Raw genomic sequence first — 20613 nt, 5'->3', positions numbered from 1 at the left:
CATGAGCCAGATCGCCGCCACCGGCCGGTACCCGGCCTTCGCCGGGCTCATGGCGAGTTTCGCCGTCGACGGCTACGACCTCGATCTCGACCGGATCTTCGAGCTGGGCCTGCGGCTCATGCTGGACGGGCTCACGCCGCTCATCGAGCGCCGCGCGGGCCAGGTCGGGAACCCTTGCGCGTAGCCGATCGACAGCGCCGCGATCGGTGAGCTGCCGTACACGTCCGCCTCGAAGGGGGTTGGCTACCGCAGGTCGACAACCGGATGCAGCCTCCTCGTCAACCCGCCGCGGGACCGGCCGATCGCGTCGAGGTCCGTTCCGTCCGAATCCCGGATTTCCCCGGCCTGGGGGCGTCGCCGGGCGGCGCACGACCGGCTCCGGCGGTGCGCTGGTGCGCCGGACGAGGGCCCGGCGCCGAATCGAGTTCAGGCATCGGGGATGGCCTTGCCGTCGAAGGCGCCTCTGAGGGCGGCGGTGGCGTCGTCGATGGCGACCTTGGCGTCGTCGAACGGATGGCGCAGGAATTCGTGGATCATGCCGTCGTAGCGCTTGACGGTGACGGGTACCCCGGCGGCGGCGAGGCGCCGGCCGTACTCCTCGCCCTCGTCGCGTAGGGCGTCGTACTCGGCGGTGATGATGAGGGCGGGTGGGAGTCCACCGAGGTCGGGTTCGAGCAGGGGGGACACGAGCGGGTTCAGCTTGTCGTCACCGGCGGCGAGGTAGTGGTCCATGAACCAGTGCTGTGCCTCGCGGCTGATGTTGCCGTACTTGCCGGCGAACGCGGCGATCGAGTGGTTGCTGCGCCGGAAGTCGAGATCCGGGTAGATGAGCAACTGGAACGCGATCCGCGGCTGTCCCGCGGCACGCGCCTTCAGGGTCACGACGGCGGCGAGGTTGCCCCCGGCGCTGTCGCCCGCGACGGCGAGGCGTGCCGGGTCGACGCCGAGTTCGACGGCGTGCTCGGCCACCCACGCGGTCGCCGCGTAGCCGGCATCGACCGGCGCGGGAAACTTGTGCTCCGGTGCCAGGGGGTAGTCGACCGACACGACCACGCTGCGCGCGCCGTTGGCGAGGGCGCGGGCGAGGCCGTCGTGAGAGTCGAGGTCGCCGAGCACGTAGCCGCCGCCGTGGAAGAAGACCACGGCCGGAAGGGCCCGGTCTTCGGTCGCGACGCCGAGCGGGTGATAGACGCGTACCGGCACCTCGCCCGCCTCGGTCACGGCGACGCGGTCGGTGACGTCGGCGACCGGTTCCGGTTCGCCGACCGACGCCGCGGTCAACCGACGGGCTCCGGCGCGGGCCTGCTCGGGCGTGACCGTGTGCAGGCCGGCGAAGTTGACGGCGGCGAGCCGGTCCAGGTGGGCTTGGGCCTGCGGGTGCAGTGGCATGGTCAGTGATCTCCCGATCCGAAGGACGTGTGCTCCGCCAGCCTCTGACTTGTACCGTGCTTCAAGTCAAGACCGACCGAGAGGATCGCCGACGTGTCGCATGGGACAGTGCTGGACATCGCCGAAGTCGCCGAGCGGACCGGGACGACGGCCTCGGCGCTGCGGTTCTACGAGCGGCGGGGACTGATCCGCTCCAGCGGCCGCAACGGGTTGCGCCGCACGTTCGACCCGGACGTCATCGACCGGATCACCCTCATCGGCTGCGCGCAGGCCGCCGGGTTCACCCTGGCGCAGATCGCGGCGTTCCTCGTCGCGAATCCGAGCGACGCCGAGCTGCGGGAGCGAATGGCGACGAAGGCGGCGGAGTTGGACCAGGACATCGCCCGCCTCACGCGCATGCGGGACAGCCTCCGGCACGCCGCCACGTGCACCCACACGCCACTCGTCGAGTGTCCCGAGTTCAAGTCCCGCATTCGGGACGAGAACGCGGCGCGGTAGGGGCGTGACCTGACTCACACCTGTCACACCGCTCCCGCAGCCGGTGTCTTGTGGCCGAAGCCCTTGAAACAGAGGAGACACCATGGCTGGGAACACCGAGGTGGTCGTGATCGGCGGCGGTTACGCCGGCGTGATGGCGGCCAACCGTCTGATGCGGCGCGACGACGTGACCGTGACGTTGATCAATCCACGTCCGAAGTTCGTCGCGCGTCTGCGCCTGCACCAGCTGGTGGGCGGGTCCCACGGCGCGGTCTACGACTACCGGGAGGTCCTGAACGACCGGGTTCGGGTGGTCGTCGACACGGTGGTCCGGATCGACGCGGCGAAGCGCAGCGTGACGCTGACGAAGGGCGGTGCTGTCGGCTACGACTACCTGATCTACGCGGTGGGCAGCGGGGACACGGATCGGCGGGTGCCCGGAGCGGACGAGTACGCCTACCCGATCTCCACGCTGGAGGCGGCGCAGCGACTGCGGTCGGTCATCGACGCCACGCCGGCGTCGGCGCCGTTGACGGTCGTCGGAGCCGGTCCGACCGGCATCGAGACCGCCGCGGAGCTGGCGGAGCAGGGCCGGCGGGTGACCCTGGCCTGCGGCGGTGCGCTCGGCCCGTACCTGCATCCTCGGGCGCGACGCACGGCCGCCAAGCAGCTGGCCAAGCTCCGGGTGACCGTGCTCGACGGGCCCGGCTCGAAGGTCACGGCGGTTACGCGGGAGGCCGTGCAGCTTGCCAACGGCCGTCGGATTCCCAGCGAGGTCACCATCTGGGCCGCCGGGTTCGCCGTGCCCGATCTCGCCGCGCGTAGCGGACTGCGCACCGACGGTGTGGGACGTCTGCTCACGGACGAGACGCTGACCAGCGTCGACGACGAGCGCATCGTCGCGGCCGGGGACTCGTCGGCGCCGTCGGACCTGCCGTACCGGATGAGCGCCTACGCGGCGAGTTGCCTGGGCGCGCACGCCGCCGACACGGTGCTGAACCGGATCGCGGCCAAGCAGCCGGAGCCCGTCAGCGTGCTTTTCAGCGCCATGTGCATCAGCCTCGGTCGTGACGTCGGCATCTACCAGCTCGCCCGCAAGGACGACACCGCGATGGGGCTGTACCTCAGAGGCGGCCCGGGCGCGAAGCTCAAGGAGCTCTCCTGCAACTTCAGCGTCAAGCACCTGACGAACGAGGCACACAAGCCCGGCTCCCACAAATGGATCAAGAACAACAACAAGCGACAGGAACAGCTGCGGACCAAGCACGGCCAAGCGGTGGGCACCCGCTGAACGGGTCGGCCGGGAGCGCGGGCGCGCTCCCGGCCGACCGTCGACGCAGCTGAGTCGTATGTCGTGCGGGGCGCGTGGTTGCGCGCCGCCGCCGCGCGTGCGGCCATCGGCAGTCCAGCGGCCAACGGGTCGTCCGCACCTCGGTGTGTCACAGCCGGGCATCGTGCGGCGTCCACGTGCTATCGCGCCGGCCTGACCGGTCGAGGCGGACCGCTACCAACGGAAGAGGAACTTGCTGTGCATGCCCGCTCGAACGCTCCCGGCAAGGCCGAGCCGGACGCGAAGGAGAAGCGTCGAAACATGAGCGAACAGGCCGCTGACGCGGCTACCGAGACGTTCCTCGCCCACCGCAACCTGCTCTTCACCGTCGCCTACGAACTGCTGGGATCGGCGGCCGACGCCGAAGACGTCCTGCAGGAGACCTGGCTGCGGTGGGTCAAGGTCGATGCGCGGCACGTCAAGGACCAACGCGCCTATCTCGTCCGGATCACCACCCGACAGTCACTCAACCGGCTGCGCTCGATGAAGCGCCGCAAGGAGGCGTACGTCGGCCCCTGGCTGCCCGAGCCGCTGCTCACCGCGCCGGACGTCGCCGAGGACGTCGAACTCGCCGAGAGCATGTCGATGGCGCTCATGCTGGTCCTGGAAACCCTGTCGCCGACCGAACGCGCTGTCTTCGTGCTGCGCGAGGCTTTCGAGACCAGCTACGACGACATCGCCGCCGCCATCGGCAAGAGCCCCGCCGCCGTCCGCCAGATCGCCCACCGCGCTCGCCGGCACGTCGACGCCCGCCGCCCTCGCCAGGCGGTCTCGCCGGACCAGGCCCGAGCGGCGGTGGAGTCGCTGCGGTACGCGCTCGAAACCGGGGACTCGCGCGGCCTGCTCGACGTGCTCGCCCCCGAGGTCGTCCTGGTCAGCGACGGCGGCGGCGTCAAGCACGCCGCGCTGCGGCCGGTCATCGGCGCCGACAAGGTCGTCCGCATGTTGCTCGGCGGTCTCCGCAAGGTCGAAGGCACGCTCACCGGTGAGCCGACCGTGGTCAACGGCAACGTGGCGCTCCTCGTACGCCTGAACGGCGAGATCGACGGCATCCTGGCGGTCCGGGTCGAGGACGCCAGCATCACCGGCCTCTACTACGTCCGCAATCCGGAGAAACTGACCCGCGTCGCAGCCGAAACCCCGCTCACCCTGCGATGAACCCGGGGGCATCCGCTGACCGGCAGAGGCGCTCCCGGCGCAACCTCCGCCACCTCAGTAACGCGAACATTCCGATCGAGGGAGTCGACATGGCCGCTCAGGCCCCGCCCGCAGCCGACACGTCACCGTCACCCTGGCCGACCGTGGTCAGGGCAGTCGCCATCCTCACGGTGATCATCAGTGTGCTGCTCACCGCCTTCGTGTGGCCGTCGGTGCGGTCGTCCGTACATGACGTGCCGATCGCCGTCGCCGGGCCGGCCGCCGCGGTCCAGCAGGTCAGCGCCGCGATCAACCAGCGCCTGCCGGACGCCTTCGACATCACCGAGGCCGCCGACACCGCCGCCGCCGAACAGTTGATCCGCGACCGCGAGGTGTACGGGGCGATCGACCTCAGCTCCGGCACCCCACAGGTCATCACCGCCTCCGCCGCCAGCGCAGCGGTCGCGCAGACCCTGCAGAGCGTCGCGGCCGGACTCCACCAGGCACCGGCACCGGGCGGCAGCACGGCGGCCACCCGCGACCTCGTACCCCTGCCGGCCGACGACCCGCGCGGCGCCGGCCTGGCCGCCGGAGCCCTGCCCCTGGTGATGGGCGGTCTGCTCGCCGCGGTGCTGCTGACCCGACTCGTCCGCGGCACCGTCCGCCGGGTCACCGCTGCGCTCGTCTTCGCGGTCACCGGCGGCCTGGCCGTGGCAGCGATCCTGCAGTTCTGGCTCGGATCCCTCGACGGCGCCTACTGGGCCAACACCGGCGCCATCGCGGTGGCCATCGCGGCCACCTCCGTGAGCATCCTCGGGCTGGAATCACTGCTCGGGTACGCCGGCCTCGGTCTCGGCGCCGTCACCATGATGCTCATCGGCAACCCGCTGTCGGGCGCCGCGACCGCACCCGAGATGCTGCCCGGCTGGTCCGGCGCTCTCGGCCAACTGCTGCCGCCCGGGGCCGGTGGCCAGTTGCTGCGCTCCACCGGCTTCTTCGACGGTCACGGCGCCGCCCGACCCGTCATCGTCCTGGTGACCTGGCTCGCGCTCGGTCTGGCGCTCTGTCTGGCCGGCAGCCTGCGCACCCGCCGTGCCGGCAGCATCGCCGACCCGCCCGTACGGGCAGCCACGCAGACGGTCTGACAACCACCGAACGGTAGCCGCCCGGTTCCGGGTCTGCGGACGCCGGGCGTTCACCACCCAGCGCAACGCGACTACGAGGAAGGCGGGTCTACTGATGGCCGGCATCCCGACGGCGACGGTGTTGGCGTCGCGATGCCGGCCATCAGGAGGGCGCCGGCGAGCACGGGGAGGGCGAGTCGCCGCGTGGCGGTCAACCCATGGTCGCCAGGTAGTGCGCGGCGATGTCGTCGCTGGTGGTGAGCCAGATGTCCGGCTGCGCGGCGAGGTACGCCAGCGCCTCGTCGAGGTAGCGGGCGCGGTACGCCTGGCCGATCACGAACGGGTGCAGGGCGATCGCCAGCACACGGCCGCTGCCGTCGGCGGCATCGGCGTGCAGCTGGTCGTACTGGTCCTTGACGATCTGGACGAACTCGGGGCCGGTGGTGCCCTTGCCGAACAGGCCCAGGTCGTTGAGTTCCACCGTGTAGGGGACGCTGATCATCCCGGGCACGTCCAACGGGTACGGCTGGTCGTCGTTGGTCCAGTCCAGCACGTACTGCAGACCCAGCTCGGCGAGCAGTGCCGGCGTCTCGAACGTCTCGGTCAGGCCGGGGCCCATCCAGCCGCGCGGCCGCGTGCCGGTCGCCCCGGCGATGGTGTCGACGATCGCGGTGAGCTCGGCCAGTTCCTCGTCGCGGGACATCCCGGCGTGCAGGGCGGAGTTGGTGCGCCCGTGCGCCAGCCAGGTCCAGTTCCGATCGAGGCCGGCCTTGATGATCTGCGGGTAGTGCTCGGCGACCTCGGAGTTGAGCAGCACGCTCGCCGGGATGCCGTGCCGGTCGAGGATCTCCGTGACCCGCCAGATGCCCACCCGCGGACCGTAGTCGCGCCAGCCGTAGTTGAGCGCATCGGGAACCAGGTCGGCGGTGCCCGGCCAGATGCTCGTGGACGGCTTGTCGACGTGGAAGTGCTCGACGTTGAGTCCGACGTAGGCGGCTACCCGGGCACCGCCCGGCCAGCTCAGCGGCGTCCGCTCGGTGATGGGTCGGTACGTGAAGGGAGGCTTGTTCTCGGTCATGACCACATCTTTGGCCGCCGCCGACGGGGGAACGAGACCCGAGTTATCTACGATCGGTGAGCCCGGCTCACCAGTGAGGATCCGATGGAACGGCACGAGATCGAGGCGTTTCTCACTCTCGCCGAGGAGCTGCATTTCCGCCGCACGTCGGAGCGGCTCGGCCTGGCGCAGGGGCGGGTCAGCCAGACCATCAAGCAGCTCGAGCGCCGCATCGGGGTGCCGCTGTTCGAGCGCAACAGCCGCCGGGTCACGCTGACGCCGGTCGGCCGGGAGCTCCGCGACGACCTGGCGCCCGCCTATCGGCAGGTCGAGGCGGCGTACGCACGGGCCGTCGCGTACGCCAGAGGGGTCGACGGCGTGGTCCGCGTGGGCTTCTCCTCGCAGTGGGTGGCCGACCTGGTGCTCGATGCCGGCAAGGAGTTCCGCAAGAAGTACCCGCGCTGCGCGGTCGAGCTGCACGAGGTGCCGCTCAACAACCCGCTCGGCCCGCTGCGCGCCGGCGATTTCGACCTGCAGCTCAGCGAGTTCCCGGTCGCCGAGCCCGACCTCACCACCGGCCCGGTGATCTTCTCGGAGCCGGCCGCGCTGCTCGTCCCGGCGCGGCACCCGTTCGCCCGGCGCGACGCCGTCTCGGTAGAGGACCTGGCCAAGACGACGTTGGTGACCATCGCGGGCGACATCCCCCCGCTCTGGACCGAGCACATCTATCCCCGCCAGACCCCGTCCGGCCGGCCGATCCCGCACGGCGCGTCCGCGCCCGGCTTTCCCGAGGTGCAGTCGCTGGTCGCCTCCGGCGCCGGGGTGTCCATCGCCTCGTTGCGGGCGAGGGACTACCACGCCCGGCCCGGTATCGTCTACGTCCCGCTCCGCGACGCGCCCCCGATCGAGTACGGCCTGATCTGGCCGACCACGCGCCACACCGCCCGGGTCCGCGCCTTCGTCGACGCGGTCCTCACCCGTGCGTCCCGCCCTCCCGGCTGATGCGCCGGCCGAATGGCCGCGGTCACCGTTTCCTGGCGGGGTCTCGCCGGGCGGTGCGTTCGATACCCCGCCGGACGAGACCGCGGATGCCCGGAAGGGTGACCGCTCGGATCGTCACGTCGCTCATCCACACGTGGAACCGGCTGGGCGGCGCGTACTGCCGCATTCCCCGGCGAGCGAGCGACTGTCGCTTCAAGACCTCCGGGCGTAGGCCCGCCTCCCACTCGGTGAGGGCGGCCGGGACGTTGCCGTCGTGCCGCTGTAGGGCTGCGCCCAGTTGGTCGGCGCCGGCGAGCGCAAGGGCCGCGCCGTGTCCGGCGAAGAGTGTGACGCACCACGCCGAGTCTCCGAGCAGCACGATCCGGCCGGTGCTCCACCGAGGCATGACCACCTGGCTGACCGCGTCGAAGTACGCATCCGATGGATGCTTCTCAAGGTGACGGAGGGCATCCGGCACACCCGCGCCCAGATCCCCGAACATCGCGGTGAGCGCAGCCACGGGACCGCGTCCGAGATCCGCGCTTGGGTCTGCGCACCGGTACGTGAAGAATGCCGACGACCGCTGCGAGCCGAGGTTGACGATCGCCGCCGTGCGTCCCGGACCGATGAACGTCGTGGCGGACGACTCCGGCACACCCGCTACCGGATGGGCGAGCGGGAAGGCGGCCACAACGTACGGAAGGTCGACTCGGAACCCACCGCCGAACACGGCGGTGCGGGTCGCGGAGTGGACTCCGTCTGCGCCGACCAGGAGGTCGGCGTCCTCCGTGGTGCCGTCGCTGAGCACCAGGCGTACCCGGTCGGCATTCTGCTCGATGGACGCGACCGTGGTGCCGAAGCGGAACTCGGTGCGGTCGCGCACCGCTTCGTACAGTTCGGTCTCCAGGTCGCCACGGAACACCGACATGGTCCGTTCGCCCAGGGCGGCCTCGGCGATGGCGGACGGCACGGTGAACTTGGGCCGCCCGTCGGCCCGGACCAGCACGGTGGTGAACAGACCAAGTTGCCGGGCGGACAGCGCGGGTAGGAGACCCAGGTGCTCGGCGGCGTCGTAGCCCGGCCCGAGCAGGTTCACCAGGTAGCCACTGCTCCGCCGGCCCGCGGCGCGCTCCACCACGACCGTACGCCACCCGTCCCGCCCGAGGCGTAGGGCCGTGGCCAGCCCGGCGATACCGGCGCCAACGACTACCGCGCGCTTCATGCGTACTCCCCACGTCGAGAATGAGCAGCTGCTCAAACCAGTATGAGCATATGTTCATATCAGCGCAACGACGGTTCCGGCGAGCGCCTAGAATCCGGGCATGCCACGCGGAGTCGCCACCCCGGAACCCAGGCAGCAGCTTTTCGCTGCTCTGGAGCGGGTGATCGCGCGAGACGGACCGAGTCGACTCACTGGCCGGGCCGTGACCCGTGAGGCCGGCGTCGCCACGGGACTGCTGTACGCACACTTCGCGAACTTCGACGACTTCCTGGTCGGCTACGCGGTCGACCGGACCTTCCAGATCTCCAGCGAGGCGGCCGGCCTTCCCGAGCGCGCCGGGACCGGCACGGTCGCCGGAAATATCAGCGAGGCCCTCCTGGCCACACCGTCGGGCACGCTGCAGGTCCTGACCCGGCTGATGGCCTACCGGCCGGAACTGGCGGCGAACGTCGAAGCGGTGCTGGGGGCCGGAAGCGCCGGACTGCAGACGCTCCAGCGCGCGACCGCCGACTACCTGGCCGCCGAACAACAACTCGGGCGGGTGCCCGCAGGCGCCGACACAGGGGCGCTGGCCTTGGCGGTGGTCGGCGTGCTGCACTACGTCGCACTCACCGGCGGCGCCAGCCCGACAGCGGACACGCGGATCCGCCGGACCGTAACCGCACTGACCGACGGCCTTCCGGCCGTCGCCCCGTCCTGACCCGAGTCGTCGCGGATCGAGCACCGACAGGCCGACGTAGCGTGATGCCGCCAACGGCGGTACGGACCGCCCTCGCCGCCGATCGTGCGCTATGCCACAGCGGGCGAGCCGGACGGCGCCCCCGCACCGAGCCGCCGCTGCCCGAGCGGTCCGGCGGCCAGGATCGGTGCCCCGAACGACAGTCGGCCCCGTCTCACGTCGGGCACCGGGATCACCGGATTCCCGGCATTCGGGCGGGGCTGTAACGAAATCCGGCCCGGTGTCGCACTGAGGAGGGGCCGGCGTTGCCGAGCCGGTTCCTGGCCGGGGTGGGTATGTCCCTGAACAGGGTCGCCCGACCCACCCCGGCCACCCCGTGGGCGCGCCTCCGCGTCCGGTGCGGCTCTGCCAGTAGCCGGCCGGGCCGAAACTTCTACCCGGTCAAACCGCGCGGCGAGCCCACCAGTCGGGAGATTCGGCCTCGCACGAGTTGCGGTCTGCCGCAACGCACGCAGACACCATCAGCGGGCTGGGTCGGCAGTGTGCCGCGGGGCGGCGAGGACCCAGGCGGCGAAGGCTTCGACGCCGTCCACGACCGCCTCGAAACGCGGGGAGTGGAAGAGGTCGAACGCGTGCTGTCCGCCGGGCAGTTCGGCGTAGACCACGGCGTTGGCGGAGGTGTGGCGCAGCCGGCCGGCGAAGTTCCGGGCTGCCTCGACGGTCGCCAGGGCGTCCTTGGTGCCGTGGGCGATGAGGAACGGCGGCGCACCGGGGTTGAGGTACGCCCATGGTTGGTTCGGGGACGGCGCCTGGTCGGGCGTCTCGCCGAAATGGTGGCCGTAGTAGCCGTAGAGGCAGATCGCGGCGGTGACCGAGGTGTCGGCGGACTCGAACCCGGGCTGGAACGCCGGGTCGTTCGGGGTGAGCGCGCTCAGGGCCGCAAGGTTGGAGCCGGCGGAGCTGCCCGCCACGAACAGCCTCGACGGATCGGCGCCGTAGGCGGGGGTGTGCTCGCGGGCCCAGGCGATGACCTTCTTGGCATCGATCTGATGGCCGGGGAAAGATGTCTGGGGCCGCAGCCGGTAGTTGGCGCTGATGCACACCCATCCCCGGCTGGCGAGCTGGTACAGCAGGGGGCGTGCCTCGCGGTTCTTCGCGCCGCTGGTGTAGCCGCCGCCGTGGAAGTAGATCAGGACCGGCGCGTTCTGCGGCGCGTCGCGGCGGCGGTAGATGTCGAGGAGATTCCGGCGCCCGGCGTCCCCGTAGCTGATGTTGGGGATCCGCTCCACGTCACGCCGCCACATGAGGCCCGGTAGCAGCAGGATGCGAGCCCAGGGCCGACGGCGGCGCAGCGGTACGCGCACACGATTCCGCCAGTCGGCCCCCAGCTCCCGGTCGAGGGCCTGCCCGACCACCCGATCGGTCCGCACGCCTCGCCAGGCGGAGACAGCCAGCCCGGCGGAGGTGACGGCCGCCACTGCGGCCGTCACGCTGGCTGCCGACGACTCCAGATCGCCCTGGGCCGCGGTCAGTGCCGTGGAGGCCAGCAGGGCCAGAATGCCCAGGAACGGCACCTCGTTGAGGGTCAGGCCGAACCAGAAGCTCATGGTCGCCAGCGGTCGGGGCCGGCGCGGCGCGACGACGGCGAAGAAGGTGCACCAGGCGACGAGCGCCACCGTGAACACATAACCAACGGGCACTAGGACCCCGCAGACCCGCGGCGACGGTGATCGCGCGGCTCGTACGCCGTGCGGGGGCCTTGGCCGTGTCGACTGCCGCATGTTGTCGTCATGCCGATGAGCTTCGCGGTCCGGGCCGGGTGCGCACATCCGGCCGTCAGCTGCGCCGGCACCCGCTCAGGAGAAGCCGGCTACCAACTTTGGCAGGTGTCGGCGCCCGCCGCCCACTGATTAGCCTCGCCGGGTGAACAGCTTCTCCCTCGGGACGGATGACTGCGCCCGCCGCCCCGGCGCCGCCGCCGTGGCGGCGCTGCTGGGCCCGTCCGGCGTGCTCATCGCGGTGGCGATCCTGGGCTGGTGGATCGATCGTCCGCCCGGCCCGCTGCTCGCGCTCGACCTCGCGGCCGGCGCGCTGGGCCTGCTGCTGACGCCGCTGTTGCTGTGGCGGCCGGTCGCCGCCACGGCCGTGCTCACCGTGCTGGCCGCGGTGTCACCGGCGGCCACCCCATCGGCCACGATCGGCGCTCTGCAGGTGGCGCGGCGCCGGCGGGCCCGGGTTGCGATCGCGGTGGCGGTGGCCGGGGTCGCCGCACACGCGGCCCGCGGCGTCTGGCGGTCCAACGGCGGCATGTCGTACGGCTGGTGGCTGGCGCTGATCACCATCGGCTACGGTGCGCTGCTCGGCTGGGGTGCGTGGGCGCAGGCCCGCGAAGCGCTGATCCGTTCGCTGCGCGACCGGACCCGCCGTGCCGAGGCGGAGCAGGGCCGCCGGGTGGCCGAGGCGCGCATGCTGGAACGCCGCAAGATCGCCCGGGAGATGCACGACGTGCTCGCGCACCGCCTGTCGCTGCTGGCCACGTTCGCCGGGGCGCTGGAGTTTCGTCCGGATTCTTCGCCCGAGCAGTTGTCCCGGGCCGCCGGTGTCGTCCGGGACGGGGTGCACCAGGCGCTCGAGGAACTGCGCGAGGTGATCTCGCTGCTGCGCGACGACGACCCGCCGCACAGCGAGGGCATCCGTCCGCAGCCGGTGCTGGCCGACGTTCCGCGCCTGATCGAGGAGTCCCGCGACGCCGGGACCGAGGTGCTGCTGCGCGAGGCGGTGGACGAGCCGGCCGAGGCGCCCCCGGCGGTGGCCCGCACGGCGTACCGGGTGGTTCAGGAGGGCCTGACCAACGCCCGCAAACACGCCGCCGGCCAGCCGGTCCAGGTCGCGCTGCGCGGCGGGCCCGGCGCCAGCCTGGAGATCGACGTCCGCAACGCGCTGACGCCGGAGCGCACGACGCCGCGCGGCTGGACCGGGGGCGCGGGCCTGGTCGGGCTCACCGAGCGGGTCCACCTGGCCGGTGGGCAACTCGACCACCAGGTGGTCGGCGGGGAGTTCCGCCTGCACGCGTCGATACCATGGCCGGCGTGACTCCGCTGGTGCGCGTGCTCGTCGTCGACGACGACGCCCTGGTCCGCGCCGGGCTGGCGATGATGCTCGACGGCGCCCAGGGCATCGCGGTGGTCGGCGAGGCCGCCGACGGCGACCAGGTGCCGGCCGCGGCCGACGCGCACGCCCCCGACGTCGTGCTGATGGACCTGCGCATGCCGCGGGTCGACGGGATAACCGCCACCCGCCGCCTGCGGGCGCGCCCGCGGCCGCCCGAGGTCATCGTGCTGACCACGTTCGACACCGACGAGAACATCCTGTACGCGCTGCGGGCCGGGGCCAGCGGCTTCCTGCTCAAGGACACCCCGCCGGTCCAGATCGCCGAGGCAGTCCGGCGGGTCGCGGCCGGCGAGCCGATCCTGTCCCCGCGGATCACCCGCCGGCTGATGGACCGGGTCGCCGTCCAGGCCGGCGCGTACGCCCGGGCCAGGGCCACCCTCGCCGCGCTCAGCCCGCGCGAGCACGACGTCGTGGTAGCGATCAGCCAGGGCCGAAACAACGCCGAGGTAGCCACCGCGCTCGACATGACCCTGGCCACCGTGAAGACCCACGTGTCGCATATCCTGGCCAAGCTCGACCTCGACAACCGTACGCAGATAGCGCTTCTCGCCCACGACGCCGGCCTCGTCTGACTGCGTGCCACGGCGCCGCCGCGGGCTCCCGAAGACCGCCGGGCCGCCGTGCGGTCGAGGCGGCGTTGCCGGGTGATCACCTCGGCGCGGCAGCCGTTCGTGGGGATGGTCGGCGGCCAGTGCGAGACGCCGGGTGCCGCCACCCCCGAAGTCCGGCACCCCGTCGGTGACCTGCATCTCACCCGCGAGGCTCTGGAACGGGCGCTGTCTCTCCGGCTGGCCGTTGGTGTGCTTGTCGATTTGCCGCTGGCCGGCCCGTCGGATAGGAAGCTCGCATGCTCAGGGGCAACAAGGTCGGGCTCAGGGCCCGGCACGAGGAGGACATCCCGATCCTGCAAGCGGAGCTCTACGACGACGTGGTCAACTCCGCGCGGTCGGAGAGCCGGCCGTGGCGGCCGATCACGCCCGGCTCGAAGGACCCGCGGCTCGTGGTGGACGACAAGGAGCAGGGGCACGTCCCGTTCTCCGTGGTGGAGTTGGGCGGCGGCACGCTGGTCGGCACCGCGACGCTGTGGGGCATCGACAACCACAACCGGTCCGCGCACATCGGCCTTGGACTGCTCCCGTCCTCCCGAGGGAAGGGCTACGGCACCGACGTGGTCGCGGTGTTGTGCCACTACGGCTTCGTCGTGCGCGGCCTGCACCGGCTGCAGATCGAGACGCTGTCGGACAACGCCGCGATGCTGCGCTCCGCCGAGCGCAACGGCTTCGTCCGCGAGGGCGTGCTGCGCTCCTCGGCCTGGGTGATGGGCGGGTTCCTGGACGAGGTGCTGCTCGGGCTCCTCGTCCAGGACTGGAAACCGGACGCGAGGGCGTAGGCTGCCGCCCGGGGCCGTACCGCTCGGCGTCGTCGCATCCGGATGAGGATGGCGGCGAGGTGGCGGGCAGCCTGGTGGGCATTGGCGAGCTTCTCCGTTCGCACGGCCCGTCCGCGCCACTGCCGCGGGGTGTCCGGGAGCCGCCCGCCAGCGGTGCCTCTGGCGGTGGCGACCCGATGGCCTACGGGATCCGCGTGAGGAAGAAGTCCCGGACGTCCCCGGCGAGCAGGTCCGGCACCTCCATCGCGGCGAAGTGGCCGCCACGGTCGAATTCCGACCAGTGCCTGATGTCGTACAGCCGCTCGGCCAGCGGTCGCACCGACTGCGTGATGTCGTGTGCGAACACCGCCACGCCGACCGGGACCCGGCACGGCGCGGTCCGCCCCCGGGGAGCGTCGTGGTGCAGCCGCGCCGAGGAGGCCGCGGTGGCGGTCAGCCAGTACAGCGAGATGTCGGTGAGCATCCGATCGTCGCTGATCTGCGAGCGGGGGTCCGTCCACTGCGCGAAGCGCTCGGCTATCCAGACCAGCTGGCCGACCGGCGAGTCGGTCAGCGCGTAGCCGATGGTCTGGGGGGGTCAGGGCCTGCAGCGCCTGGTACGGCGGACGGTTCGCCATCAGCTGCCTGACCTTGTCCAGCCGGGCTTCGTCCGTCTCGGACAGCTCGATGTCGGCATCCGGGTCCGGCCGGGTCGGCAGGTAGTTGATGTGCACGCCGACGACCTGCTCGGGTGCCACCGCGCCGAGCGCCAGCGATATCCCCGCGCCGAAGTCGCCACCCTGCGCGCCATAGCGCTCGTACCCGAGCCGGCGCATCAGCTCGGCCCAGGCCCGCGCGACCCGAACGACGTCCCAGCCGCGCTCGTGGGTCGGCCCGGAGAAGCCGTAACCCGGGATGGACGGAATCACCAGGTGGAAGTCGCGCGACAGCGGCTCGATCACGTCGAGGAACTCCAGGAACGAACCGGGCCAGCCGTGGGTGAGGATCAGCGCGAGCGCGTCCGGTTTCGGAGACCGTACGTGGACGAAGTGGATGTTCTGTCCGTCGATCTCGGTGGTGAAGTGCGGAAGCTCGTTGAGCGTGGCCTCGTGCTCGCGCCAGTCGTAGCCGGTGCGCCAGTATTCGGCCAGTTCCTTGAGCCGCGCCAGCGGGAAGCCGTAGTCCCACCCGGCGTCGGCGACCTCGTTGGGCCAGCGGGTGCGGGAGAGCCGGTCGGTCAGGTCGTCGAGGTCGGCCTGGGGGATGTCGATGCGGAACGGCTTGATCATGGCTCAACTCCACAGGGTTTCATTCGGCACCTAAATGTTAGGGCGACCAACGTTTGGTGTCCGAACGATACCATGACCGTTGGTGCCACCAACGGTCCGTTAGACTTGTCACGTGGAGAACCCGTCCGAGAAGGCGCCCGCCCGGTGGGAGGGCCTGCCCAGCTGGCTGCTGGCCCAGACCGCCAACCACGCGCACCGGCTGGTGGCCGACGGGTTCTCGTCCGTCCGTGCCCGCGGCTACCACTACCGCCTGCTGGCGACGCTCGAGGACTTCGGCCCGGCCAGCCAGGCCGCGCTGGGCCGCCGGAGCGGGATCCACGTCAGCGACATGGTCGCGACGATCAACGAACTCGCCGATCGCAAGCTGGTCGAGCGCGCCCCGGACCCCTCCGATCGGCGGCGCAACATCATCTCGCTGACCGCCGCGGGCAGGCGGCAGCTGCGGCGACTGGAGGAGCAGTTGGCCGAACGCCAGGACGAACTGCTGGCTCCGCTGTCAACCGAGGAGCGGCAGCGGTTGACCGAGCTGCTGTCCAGGCTGTTGGATCACCACAATCGGCGAACCGGTGCCCCCGAGGAGCCGTCGCGCTGACGGTGCTCCCCTCCCGGCCGTCGCGTTCACCGTCGTCGACGGCCGGCTCGCCGACGTCGCGGCCCTGACCGCCCCCGGCCGGGCTCGCGTCCATGGGCCTGCCGGATCCGGGGCGAGTCGCTGCCGACGCGTCCGGAGCGACGAGGGATCTTCGCCCCGTCTCGGTTCGTCGGAGGCGGTGCCGTGACGACCGGGGCCCTGGCCCTCGACCCGGCCGACGAATGTGGACTCGTGCGCCAGCGGCCGGCCGCGTCGCCCTGCTCCGAGCGGACGCGGCCGGCTGCTGGCGGTCAGCCGACGAGTCGGTAGCCGGCCTGCTCGACCGCGCTTCGCACGTCGGCGGTCTCCAGCGTGGTGTCGCTGGTGACGGTGACCGCGCCACTGGCCACATCGACCTCGACGCCCGCGACGCCGGCGACGGCTCGCAGCTTCCTGCTCACCGACGCGGCGCAGCCTCCGCACGTCATGCCGGCCACCGTGTAAAGGGTACGGGTGCCGGTGGCTGACGCGGCGGCGTCAGCGGCGGCGGGGGCGCAGCCGCAACTGGACTCGTTGGTGCACATGCGCATCTCCTTCGGTGTGGGTGGGCGCGGGAGGCCGACGAGGCGGACCGGTGCCGCCGGTCATGGCCGGCCCTCAGTGGAGTACGACGCTACCCCTGGAGGGTATATGTCGCAAGATCTCAATGAGACGGCGCACTCTCAGCGGCGCCGCCTTGACCGCCGATACCCCTACCGGGTACACCTTCAGCACCTACCCATACCCCCCTGGGGTTTGAAGGAGTGATGGAGATGTCGCACGGAACGAAGCGGTGGTGGGCACTCGGCCTCATCGCGCTCGCGCAGTTCATGGTCATCATGGACACCTCGATCATCGGCGTCGCCCTACCTCGGATGCAGGCGGATCTCGGCTTCTCGCCAGAGAACCTGTCCTGGGTGTTCAACGCCTACGTCGTGGCCTTCGGCGGTCTGCTGCTGCTCGGCGGCCGGCTGTCGGACCTCTTCGGTGCCCGGCGCGTGTTCAGCGCCGGCTGGTTGATCCTGCTGGTCGGTTCGGCCGCCGCCGGCCTCGCCGACAGCGTCGCCGTCGAGCTGGCCGCCCGCGCCACCCAGGGCGTCGGTGCCGCCCTGATCGCGCCGTCGGCGCTGACGCTGCTGATGATGCTCTTCGGTGCCGAGCCGCGGGAACTGACCAGGGCCCTCGCGCTGTACGGTGCCGCCGCGCCCGCCGGCGGGACCGCCGGCGTCTTCCTCGGCGGCGTCATCACCGAGTACGTGAGCTGGCCCTGGGTGTTCTACATCAACATCCCGATCGCCCTGCTGGCCGTCATCGCCACCCCGGCGTTGATGCCGGCCGGCGGCGCCCGCCGGGGTTCGCTCGACGTCGCCGGAGCGCTCACCGTGACCGTCGGTCTCGGGGCCGCCGTCTACGCGATCGTCCGCGCTCCCGAGGTCGGCTGGTCCTCCGGGCAGACCTGGTTCGTCCTCGCCGGTGCCGTCGTCGCGCTGGCGGCGTTCCTCGCCATCCAGGCCGCCCGTCGCGAGCCGCTGATGCGGCTGTCCATCTTCCGCGCCCCGAACCTCGCCGCCGCCAACGTCGCCCAGGTGCTGCTCGGGGCGGCCTGGATCCCGATGTGGTTCTACCTCAACCTGTACCTGCAGCAGGTCCTCGGCTACAGCGCCTTCCCCAGCGGTGCCGCGCTGCTGCCCATGACAGTCCTCATCATGGTCGGAATGGTCGCCCTCGCACCGCGGGCCATCAACCGGTTCGGCCCCAAGCCCATGGTGGTGACCGGCCTCGCGGTCCTCGCCGCCGGCCTCGGATGGCTCGCCCTGATCCGTCCCGACGGCACCTTCGTCGCCGACGTCCTGCCCGCCTCACTCGTCGCCGCGCTGGGCATGTCACTCGCGTTCATCCCGTCGCTGGGCACCGCGATCTCCAGCGCCCGACCCGAGGAGGGTGGCCTCGCCTCGGGCATCGTCAACACCAGCTATCAGGTCGGCTCCGCCCTCGGCCTGGCCGCCATGACCGCCGTCGCCGCCGCCCACGGCGCCGACCGGCTCGGCGACCTGCCGGCCCTGACCGACGGCTACTCCGCCGCCTTCATCGGCGCGGGGATCATCGCCGCCGGAGGAGCTGTCATCGCCGCGGTGACCCTGCGCACCGCCGCACCCCGCCAGAACACCGCCGAGGCCGAGACCGCACGGGTCGGTTGACGCGATCTCCCACCCGTCGCCTGACCGGTCTGCGGGGCGGACGGCCGCAACGGCCGCCGCCCCGGAGGCGGGCAGGGGGAGTAGCGGCAGCCCCGACACGTGGCGGCCACCATCAGGCGGTGGGCGCCGACGCGGGTTCATCGGGAAGCAGGACCGCGGTTACGGATTCGCGCACCCGGCTTGCCCGCGACCGGCTGGTCGTCGCGCGGGTCACCGGAGTTCGCGGGCGTAGCAGACCGAGAGCGGCTCGCCCCGGTACGGGCCGAAGTTCTCGGTGCGGTGGTAGCCCTCGCGTTCGTAGAAGCGCATGGCCTCGGGCTGGGCGGTGCCGGTCTCCAGCAGCATCGTGACCACCCCGAGGCGGCGCGCCTCGTGCTCCAGGGCGCGCAGGATCGCGGTGGCCACGCCGGAGCCGCGGGCCGCCGGCTCGACGTACATGCGCTTGATCTCCGCCGAGCCGGGCTCCAGCAACCGCAGCCCGCCACAGCCCACCGCCACGCCGCGCGCGTCGCGGGCGACGAGGAACACGCTCACGCTCTGCGCGGTGGGCGCGTCGCCCGGCTCGTGGTCGTCACTGCCGTAGCGGGCGTCGAGTTCGGCGCGCTGGGCGGCGCGCAGCCGTGCCCCGTCGGCGCCGTCCCACGGCTCCGATTCGACCAGGAACCGCACGTCCATGCCTGCCTCCATTCCGTAACAGCCGTTACCGTAACGGATGCTACGCTACCGACGGCGGAGGGGGAACGATGGCCAGATCACGCGACCTGCGGGCGCACCAGCAACGCCTGTCGGCCGCCACCTGGGCGGTGCTCGCCGAGCACGGCGTCGCCGGCCTCACCCTCCGGGCGGTCGCCGAGCGGGCCGGATGCAGCACCGGACTGGTGCTGCACACGTTCCCCGACAAGCGCGCCCTGCTCATCCACGCCCGCACCCTGCTGCACGAGCGCACGGGCGCGCGCGCCGACGCCGCGGAAGCCTCCGGGGCCGACCCGCTGGCGGCTCTGCGCGCCGTGCTGCTGCAGGCCGCGTCCGTCAGCGACGACAAACGTGAGGAGGCGCGGGTGTGGGTCGGTTTCCTGGCCGCCGCGTTGGCGGACGCCGACCTCGCCGCGCTGCACCAGGCACACAACCGTGCCTTCCTGCATCGGGTGCGGCGCCTCGTGGCCGCCTGCCGACCCGAGTGGAGCCACGCGCAGGCCATGCAGGCCGCCGCCGCCCTGATCGCCCTGGTCGAAGGGCTCAACGCGCTGGCCGCCGTCGACCCGCAGACCTACTCCGCAGCCGTGCAGGAGACAGCCATCGACAACGCTCTCGCCCCGGTCCGTGCCGGAGCGAGCTGAGCCGGGATCCGCACGGCGCCGCGGTCGACCGCCGGACGCGTCTCCGCCGGCCAGGATCCTGTTCCCGGTCGCTCGGCAGGGGGAGCCGCGAGTCGCCGCTACGAGCCGGCCGTCGCGCCGGTCGGGCTCGTCGCGCCCCCGGTCGGCTCCTCGGCCGGCAGCGGAGCGCTGCCGGCCGGATCGTCGGCGCCCTGCGAGTCGCTGAACATCGCCTCGCCTTTGACCAGCCACGCGACACCGAAGGCGAACACCGCGACCGCCTCGCACCAGAACAGCGGCTTGAGCGTGTCACGGGTGGAGTCGGGCAGCGCGTTGCTCGCCACGGCGAGCGTGATGGCGCCGATGATGACGATGCCGCAGGCGTAGTAGATGCCGTTGCGGACCCGCGTGCGTCCTGTCGCGGGGGCCGTCGACGCGGTCCTGGGAAACAGGAAGATGCAGAAGACGGCCAGCAACAGGAACAGCGCCGCGGCCGCGACCTGGTGCACCCGCCCGATCGTGACGTCGGTGGGAGTCAGCGCGCCGGGCGGTGTTCCCGTCGCCGCCGGGAACACCGCCACCGCGATCGCCAGCACACCGGCGATCGTGCTCAACACGTCGTCCAGCCTGCGGTAGCGGTAGCAGATGAGGAAGACGCCGATGGCGCACATGGCACCGACGAAGACGTCCCGCATGTCGGTGTAGTAGAAGGAACTGATCGAGTCGTGCATGCGGAGATCGCCGGTGAGCAGCGCGTTGCCGACGGTCAACACGACAGGCAACGCGATGCCGACCGTGCCGATGCCGAGGCGTAGGCGGCGGATGGTCACGGCATCCTGTGGCGGTTTGACGGGCGAGGACACGTCGCCTCCCCTCTGTCGCAGCGGCCTCGGCCGGGCGAGCCGGGCCGCACCGGGCAACGCTGTAGCTCTCAGTTGAATCCCTGCGACGCCCGGTGTCAACCGGGCTGCCTCCGCAGCGCGTGGCCCGCGTGACAGTCGGTCCGCCGGGAGCGTCGCCGCCCGTCACCCGAGGCCGAGAGATGTCGGTTGCTGATCCCCGCGGCGGTCCTGAGGATCGGTTCGTCGAGGTTCTGGCGCAGTGGGTGCGGACGTCGTGGGCAAGCGGTTGGCAGGCGGCAGCGCGCCGCGACGCCGCGCCGGTGGGTTTCGTGCTGCCGACGCTCAGTGCCCCGCGGTTCACGAGGTGTCGATGGACGAGGCGCACGACTTCGAGCCGCGAGGGTCGATGCGGGACGGGGAGC

General features: G+C 71.8%; 20 protein-coding genes and 1 pseudogene. 13 read left to right on the top strand and 8 right to left on the bottom strand.

Annotation, left to right across the window (positions count from 1 at the left end):
- Positions 1-184, top strand: a 184-nt coding sequence (locus ACSNOB_RS20005; RefSeq protein WP_436688032.1) for a TetR/AcrR family transcriptional regulator C-terminal domain-containing protein, incomplete at its 5' end; no start/stop codon positions are given.
- A gap of 242 nt (positions 185-426) precedes the next feature.
- Here the strand turns inward: ACSNOB_RS20005 and ACSNOB_RS20000 are convergent.
- Positions 427-1389, bottom strand: a complete 963-nt coding sequence (locus ACSNOB_RS20000) for an alpha/beta hydrolase (RefSeq protein WP_436688031.1) — start codon at positions 1387-1389, stop codon at positions 427-429.
- A gap of 93 nt (positions 1390-1482) precedes the next feature.
- On the opposite strand from ACSNOB_RS20000, the gene ACSNOB_RS19995 reads away from it, so the two are divergent.
- The 4 genes from ACSNOB_RS19995 to ACSNOB_RS19980 all read left to right on the top strand — a co-directional run bounded on the left by ACSNOB_RS19995 (position 1483) and on the right by ACSNOB_RS19980 (position 5478).
- Positions 1483-1887, top strand: coding sequence for a MerR family transcriptional regulator (locus ACSNOB_RS19995; RefSeq protein ID WP_436688030.1), 405 nt, complete (start codon positions 1483-1485; stop codon positions 1885-1887).
- A gap of 82 nt (positions 1888-1969) precedes the next feature.
- Positions 1970-3157 (top strand): NAD(P)/FAD-dependent oxidoreductase, encoded by a 1188-nt coding sequence (locus ACSNOB_RS19990; RefSeq protein WP_436688029.1) that lies wholly within the window; start codon positions 1970-1972, stop codon positions 3155-3157.
- A 300-nt stretch (positions 3158-3457) separates the two neighbouring features.
- Positions 3458-4354 (top strand): RNA polymerase sigma-70 factor, encoded by an 897-nt coding sequence (locus tag ACSNOB_RS19985; RefSeq protein WP_436688028.1) that lies wholly within the window; start codon positions 3458-3460, stop codon positions 4352-4354.
- A gap of 143 nt (positions 4355-4497) precedes the next feature.
- Positions 4498-5478, top strand: coding sequence for a hypothetical protein (locus tag ACSNOB_RS19980; protein WP_436688027.1), 981 nt, complete (start codon positions 4498-4500; stop codon positions 5476-5478).
- A 190-nt stretch (positions 5479-5668) separates the two neighbouring features.
- Here ACSNOB_RS19980 and ACSNOB_RS19975 read toward each other — a convergent pair whose 3' ends face one another.
- Entirely contained in the window at positions 5669-6535 is an 867-nt protein-coding gene (locus ACSNOB_RS19975; RefSeq protein ID WP_436688026.1) for a polysaccharide deacetylase family protein, read from the bottom strand.
- A gap of 84 nt (positions 6536-6619) precedes the next feature.
- Between ACSNOB_RS19975 and ACSNOB_RS19970 the strand changes: the two genes are divergently transcribed.
- Entirely contained in the window at positions 6620-7516 is an 897-nt protein-coding gene (locus ACSNOB_RS19970) for a LysR family transcriptional regulator (RefSeq protein ID WP_436688025.1), read from the top strand.
- 22 nt (positions 7517-7538) lie between these two features.
- Here the strand turns inward: ACSNOB_RS19970 and ACSNOB_RS19965 are convergent, their stop codons facing one another.
- Positions 7539-8717 (bottom strand): FAD-dependent oxidoreductase, encoded by a 1179-nt coding sequence (locus ACSNOB_RS19965; protein ID WP_436688024.1) that lies wholly within the window; start codon positions 8715-8717, stop codon positions 7539-7541.
- A 100-nt stretch (positions 8718-8817) separates the two neighbouring features.
- On the opposite strand from ACSNOB_RS19965, the gene ACSNOB_RS19960 reads away from it, so the two are divergent.
- Positions 8818-9417 (top strand): TetR family transcriptional regulator, encoded by a 600-nt coding sequence (locus ACSNOB_RS19960; RefSeq protein WP_436688023.1) that lies wholly within the window; start codon positions 8818-8820, stop codon positions 9415-9417.
- Positions 9418-9917: 500 nt separating this feature from the next.
- Here the strand turns inward: ACSNOB_RS19960 and ACSNOB_RS19955 are convergent, their stop codons facing one another.
- Complete coding sequence (locus ACSNOB_RS19955) at positions 9918-11072, bottom strand: alpha/beta hydrolase (protein ID WP_436688022.1); 1155 nt, start codon at positions 11070-11072, stop codon at positions 9918-9920.
- Between the two features lie 247 nt (positions 11073-11319).
- On the opposite strand from ACSNOB_RS19955, the gene ACSNOB_RS19950 reads away from it, so the two are divergent.
- The 3 genes from ACSNOB_RS19950 (at position 11320) to ACSNOB_RS19940 (ending at position 13957) form a co-directional block, all read left to right on the top strand.
- Positions 11320-12489, top strand: a complete 1170-nt coding sequence (locus ACSNOB_RS19950; RefSeq protein ID WP_436688021.1) for a sensor histidine kinase — start codon at positions 11320-11322, stop codon at positions 12487-12489.
- A complete protein-coding gene (locus tag ACSNOB_RS19945; protein ID WP_436688020.1) occupies positions 12477-13139 on the top strand; it encodes a response regulator in 663 nt (220 codons plus the stop codon). Before ACSNOB_RS19950 ends, ACSNOB_RS19945 begins: the two co-directional genes overlap by 13 nt.
- Before the next feature lie 275 nt (positions 13140-13414).
- Positions 13415-13957 carry a GNAT family N-acetyltransferase gene (locus tag ACSNOB_RS19940; RefSeq protein WP_436688019.1) on the top strand — a complete coding sequence of 181 codons (543 nt, stop codon included), beginning with the start codon at positions 13415-13417 and terminating at the stop codon, positions 13955-13957.
- 181 nt (positions 13958-14138) lie between these two features.
- On the opposite strand, the pseudogene ACSNOB_RS19935 reads toward ACSNOB_RS19940, so the two are convergent.
- Positions 14139-15225 (bottom strand): annotated as a pseudogene (locus tag ACSNOB_RS19935) (epoxide hydrolase family protein).
- 112 nt (positions 15226-15337) lie between these two features.
- On the opposite strand from ACSNOB_RS19935, the gene ACSNOB_RS19930 reads away from it, so the two are divergent.
- Positions 15338-15817 (top strand): MarR family winged helix-turn-helix transcriptional regulator, encoded by a 480-nt coding sequence (locus ACSNOB_RS19930; RefSeq protein WP_436688018.1) that lies wholly within the window; start codon positions 15338-15340, stop codon positions 15815-15817.
- 290 nt (positions 15818-16107) lie between these two features.
- Here the strand turns inward: ACSNOB_RS19930 and ACSNOB_RS19925 are convergent, their stop codons facing one another.
- Entirely contained in the window at positions 16108-16380 is a 273-nt protein-coding gene (locus tag ACSNOB_RS19925; protein ID WP_436688017.1) for a heavy-metal-associated domain-containing protein, read from the bottom strand.
- A gap of 228 nt (positions 16381-16608) precedes the next feature.
- Here ACSNOB_RS19925 and ACSNOB_RS19920 point away from each other — a divergent pair, with 228 nt between their 5' ends.
- On the top strand, positions 16609-18033 hold the full coding sequence (locus tag ACSNOB_RS19920; RefSeq protein ID WP_436688016.1) for an MFS transporter: 1425 nt from the start codon (positions 16609-16611) through the stop codon (positions 18031-18033).
- A 210-nt stretch (positions 18034-18243) separates the two neighbouring features.
- Here ACSNOB_RS19920 and ACSNOB_RS19915 read toward each other — a convergent pair whose 3' ends face one another.
- The gene (locus tag ACSNOB_RS19915; protein ID WP_436688015.1) at positions 18244-18708 is read right to left on the bottom strand and encodes a GNAT family N-acetyltransferase; all 465 of its coding nucleotides are present in this window, start codon (positions 18706-18708) and stop codon (positions 18244-18246) included.
- Between the two features lie 68 nt (positions 18709-18776).
- Between ACSNOB_RS19915 and ACSNOB_RS19910 the strand changes: the two genes are divergently transcribed.
- Positions 18777-19370: a TetR family transcriptional regulator C-terminal domain-containing protein gene (locus ACSNOB_RS19910; RefSeq protein WP_436688014.1), complete on the top strand. Its 594-nt coding sequence runs from the start codon at positions 18777-18779 to the stop codon at positions 19368-19370.
- Positions 19371-19468: 98 nt separating this feature from the next.
- Here the strand turns inward: ACSNOB_RS19910 and ACSNOB_RS19905 are convergent, their stop codons facing one another.
- Positions 19469-20179 carry a hypothetical protein gene (locus tag ACSNOB_RS19905; RefSeq protein ID WP_436688013.1) on the bottom strand — a complete coding sequence of 237 codons (711 nt, stop codon included), beginning with the start codon at positions 20177-20179 and terminating at the stop codon, positions 19469-19471.
- Positions 20180-20613 lie beyond the last annotated feature (434 nt).

Source organism: Micromonospora sp. URMC 106, from assembly GCF_051386395.1.
Lineage (GTDB): Bacteria > Actinomycetota > Actinomycetes > Mycobacteriales > Micromonosporaceae > Micromonospora.
This window is presented reverse-complemented; position numbering and strand designations above follow the sequence as displayed.